This window comes from Geofilum rubicundum JCM 15548 (assembly GCF_000974365.1).
Classification (GTDB): Bacteria; Bacteroidota; Bacteroidia; order Bacteroidales; family Marinilabiliaceae; genus Geofilum; species Geofilum rubicundum.
The window spans coordinates 1-4,351 of the sequence record NZ_BAZW01000110.1; the positions used below are offsets into that span (position 1 = coordinate 1).

A 4,351-nucleotide genomic window follows, 5' to 3' on the forward strand; every position below is an offset into this window, starting at 1 on the left:
GTAATCGTAACAGTTTACGCAACTTTTTTGCGTTTCCTTTGGCTCCTTACCTGCTCCAAAACCGGTGTTCAAAGAACGTCTACTACCCTCAAAAATAGCATCTTTTTTCTTTTAATTGAACCTTTTAATTGAAAAACAAGAGACTAAAAAACACTAGTACACTTATAATTACTAAAACCCCTTTCCATGTAAGGTCTGATGCCTTCAAAACCATTCCTAAAAATCTAAACTCTATTTTTTCATTTTTTCTCATTTTGTATTCTATTTTCTATAAATAGTATGTATTGAAGAAAAACCTACTTTTTCTGTCAGCTCAAAGCAACTTTTTTATTGCGTCTCAAAAAAGGACAACATAACCCCCATTTAATGTGTGACTTAGGAACTACAATGCAAGAGAAAAAATATTGGCATGCTTATATATTATACTTGTTTTTAGTACAGTCACGCGCTTGGGTAGTGTTTAATCTGTCCCTTTCTAAGACAGATTTTCCATAAAACATTTCAGTTTTTTCAGTTAAAAGAAAAGACACGCTCTGTATTGGATGGGTTTAGCTCGATTTTTATGATTAAAGCTTTGGCCGTGGGTGGGATTTTGTGCGGATTTAATTATAAAAATGAGCATCCAACCGAACTGCTAAAGTTGATTAAATGTGCTACCGCTCATTGAGGGCGGAAGGATGCAGGAGTTTTATTTTTGTTTTCTTCTTTGCTTAAAACCTGCTAATAACAATGGATTGTGCGTGGAAAAACAGCCTTGAGCCAGCGTCGGGTAAGTGGCTGCAAATAGCGAAGTGAGGAACGAACGAAGCGGTTTGCAGACGCTGTGGGCGCGAGCCGACTGCGAGTACGACCGAGGCCTGACGGCGGGAGCTGACGAAGTATGAGGAAGCAAAGCCGGCAGTGGCGTTTACGCTGAGGTTTTGGCGGAGTTTTTGATTTTCGGGATGGGTTTTTCGTGCGGTGGCTCAAAAACTGTGACAAAGCCGAACCGAGGGAGTTAGCAGGCGAGCCAAACACAGCAGCGGTTGGATGCGTGGCGGCTTGGGCCATGGCGTAGTGAGGAACAGCCTGTCCCGCAGGGCGGGAAACGAAGCTTTGGAACAAGCGGCCTAAGCAGACAAAGGAGCTGCAGTGAGGAAGAGGAAGGAAGGCAAAAAACATGACAAACTACGAGGAACGAGTACCCGAAGGGCGGCCGGCGCTTGTTTTTACCTTATAGAACTTTCTTTTTAAAAACAAGTGCCGGACGGTTTGGCGTGCTTTTTTGCTGACTGACGATGACGAACACCGCTTTTCCTTCTTTGTGGGGAGCAGACAAAACAGCGTTGGGCTTTTTGAGGGTTGGCGTTTTGGCTGCGTGGGGTTTATTTGTTGTTCAAGGGATGGAACTTTTCTAATTTGCTCTGCAGGTTGTCCAAGTTATTTAACTGGTACCGTTCTGTTGAACTTACATATTTATGGCCGGCCATGTATTGGACTTGTCTTAGATTGTGGTTTTTTAGCCAGTAGGTTATCACGCTTGCCCGGATTTGCTTGGGATGAAGGATTTCAGGGTTTAGTTTTTGGATTGCTTTAAACATGTGCAATAGGCTATTTTTGATATTCTCGCTACCGTTGATGCTTACAAATAACTGGTTTTCGATTTTGGGGTGATTGATTTTAGTGGGTTTTCTGGCTGGTCTTGGGGCTGTGATTTCTTGTAATATGGTTGGCCTTATTTCGGTTAGGTACTCGTGTAGTTCCAGTATTTGAAAGGGTTTTAACTCAAGTGCCCGGCTGTTTCTTCTGCGGTTACCAGGAACAACTATTTTGCCTTCTTTGAGTTTTAAATGATTGGGGTTTAACTGATGCAGCTCTTCGGTGGTTACGCTTGATAAACCAGGATTCCTAAAATGATTTTGTTTCGTTTCTCTCTGTTAGTGGTGGTTCCTAAGGATTGGTAAAGGTTTTCAAGTTCCTTAAAGTCGATGATATTGGAAGGTAATTTTTGCCGGATGCCTTTTAGATTCAGGTTTGCAGCCGGGTTGATAATAGTGGAGTTGGATTGCTTCAGGTATTCATAAAAGTTTCTGATGCTTCGCAGTTTGCTGTTGATGTGCCTTTTGCTGTTTCCTTCGACTCCGCTCAGGGCATCGACTTCCAGTTTGCAGTAATCAATGAAGCTGAGTAAATCGTTGTACCGGGTATCTTCTGGTTGCAGGTGTTCGGTTTCAAGCCAGCTCAAAAAGTATCCGGCGTAGTTTGATTTCTGGCGGATGGTGCTTGCTCCGTTGCCAAGTTCCTGAAGGTAGGTTTTAAAGCCTGTCAGCTTGCTCTCTATCTCTTTGTTAAAGATGTATTCGGGTTTCTTACGCATTGGCTAAATGAGTGTAGATTTGGGTGCTTTCAAGGCTGCTGTGTCCTAAGAACTGGCTGACTTCTTCCAAGGTCATGCCTGATTGTAAAAGGTGTGTCGCTATAGAGTGGCGCAATATGTGCAACCCGGTTTGTTTTTGTAGTTTGGCGTTTTGTGCAAGTTTGTGAACCCTTTCTATGATGGCGTTTCCACATAATCGGCTTACCTGCATGCTTAAAAAGAGTGCTTCCGGTTTGGTGTTTTTAAAGCTGCGTATTTGTTCTCTGGCCACGTAAATGTAATTCTCTAAATCTTCTTTTACTGCTTCTGTCATGGGTATGTACCTTTCTTTGTAGCCTTTGCCTTGCCTGATGTGGATACGTTTTTCTTTGAGTAAAACATCATTCACGTTTAAATTTACCCCTTCGCTTCGTCTTAGTCCACAACCATAGTAAATGCTTAAAATGGCTCTGTCCCGCATGCCTAAAATACTGTTGTCACAGGCTTTGTATAGTGCTTTGATTTCTGATTGTGAGAGTATGATTTTGCTGGTTTCCTTGTCGGGCCTGGTTTTTATTTTTACTTCAAAAAATGGCTTTCCCGTTTCCTGTAAGTACCTGCTAAAGCGCTTTATGGCATTGATATTACTGATTATGTAGTTATTCGACAGGCTACCGTTTTGCCGCTTGTTTTTGCGGTATTGAAGGTATTTGTTGTAATTGGTTAAAGTCTGGGGCTGTATGGCTTCAAGGTTGGTTATTTCAGAAGATTTCAGATAAAAGAAAAAATCATTGACATAGCGTACAGATGCATAAACGGTACTTGGTGCATATTCTAAGGTAGTGAGCCACTTTTCAAAGCTTTCTGAGAGTATAACGTTTATATCCATTACGATGATTTTTATTACCCCGCACCTGCGTTTTCGTGGACTACTGAACCACTGCGTTTATCTTACTGATTTTATTACTGTTGAGTGGTCTATTTTGCCCGTGAACCACTTGTAACCCACCTGACCCACTCACTTTTTGTTTTATTTCTTCCAAAACATTGTCAAGTACTGTATTTACTGCATTCTCAAGGGTTGTATATTCGTCTGTGGCTATTACTTCGTATTCAAAGCCGGTTTTAAAACGGTTGCCACCGGTTATCTTGATAAAATTATAGGTGCTTAGGCTGTACAGATAGCGCTTTATCTTGCTCGGGTGCATTCTAAAGGCCTCCCTTATTTCTTTGGCGTAAAAGCTTGCTTTTTTGTTTGCTGCAAGCCATTTTTTAAGGGATTCAAAGAAGCTGCGTTCTGCCTGATTTAATTCATCGGCCTTGGCCAGTAAAACTTCCTTTAACAACTTATTAGCCCATTCAATATCTTCCAGAGTGGTTTCAATAAAGTGTTCTCCGGTTATCCTGTCCATTTTGATGTCTCGTTGGAACTGGTGGTAAAAGGTGATGGTTTCAATTACGGCCAGATAATGGGCGTTTGTCCTTAATGGTTTAAAAACATACTCCGGGAGCTTTAGTAATTCTGCATAAGGATTTCTGACTTTGATGGATTTGAGTATGGTTTGCATATCCTTAAAAAACTCTTTAAGCTCGTTTTCTTCTTTATCGTTTACCTTACCTGCCGATAGTCTGCGTTGGTATTCCATAATCTGTTCTTTATGCTGCTGGCTGTTATCGAGGTAAACCAGTAAAGAACGATTGGCATTGTCTTCGTAAAGCCTTTCTTTGGTGGTGGTTCCGGCAAGGCTTATCGGCCCTTCTACTTTTAAGGTAATGGTTTTCATATTTCCTTTGCTGTCTTTGATGGGGATGGTTTTGCTTATCTTCTTCTTGCTTTGAAGTTCCCGTAAAGGGTAGAGCACATTTTCTGCCCCGTCCATGTCTTCAATAAGTACCAGTTTATGTTTTAGCTCTTTGCGGTCGAAGTAGTAAAAGGCGTTTTCTGAGAGTATGGTGATTTCCAGCTTCTCTTGTTCCGGTATAAGTTCACTTACTTTCTCCTGAAGGTAGGTTTTT

At 41.5% G+C, this 4,351-nt stretch carries 4 protein-coding genes; all 4 read right to left on the bottom strand.

What is annotated here, in order from left to right; translation table 11 throughout:
* Positions 1-1,364: 1,364 nt before the first annotated feature.
* A complete protein-coding gene (locus tag JCM15548_RS21350) occupies positions 1,365-1,853 on the bottom strand; it encodes a tyrosine-type recombinase/integrase (RefSeq protein WP_083985286.1) in 489 nt (162 codons plus the stop codon).
* A gap of 11 nt (positions 1,854-1,864) precedes the next feature.
* Positions 1,865-2,356 (bottom strand): site-specific integrase, encoded by a 492-nt coding sequence (locus tag JCM15548_RS19965; RefSeq protein ID WP_062128925.1) that lies wholly within the window; start codon positions 2,354-2,356, stop codon positions 1,865-1,867.
* On the bottom strand, positions 2,349-3,224 hold the full coding sequence (locus JCM15548_RS19970) for a tyrosine-type recombinase/integrase (protein ID WP_062128927.1): 876 nt from the start codon (positions 3,222-3,224) through the stop codon (positions 2,349-2,351). Before JCM15548_RS19970 ends, JCM15548_RS19965 begins: the two co-directional genes overlap by 8 nt.
* A gap of 40 nt (positions 3,225-3,264) precedes the next feature.
* On the bottom strand, positions 3,265-4,351 hold a 1,087-nt coding region (locus JCM15548_RS22050), incomplete at its 5' end, for an MTBMA_p00010-related P-loop-containing protein (RefSeq protein WP_227626064.1).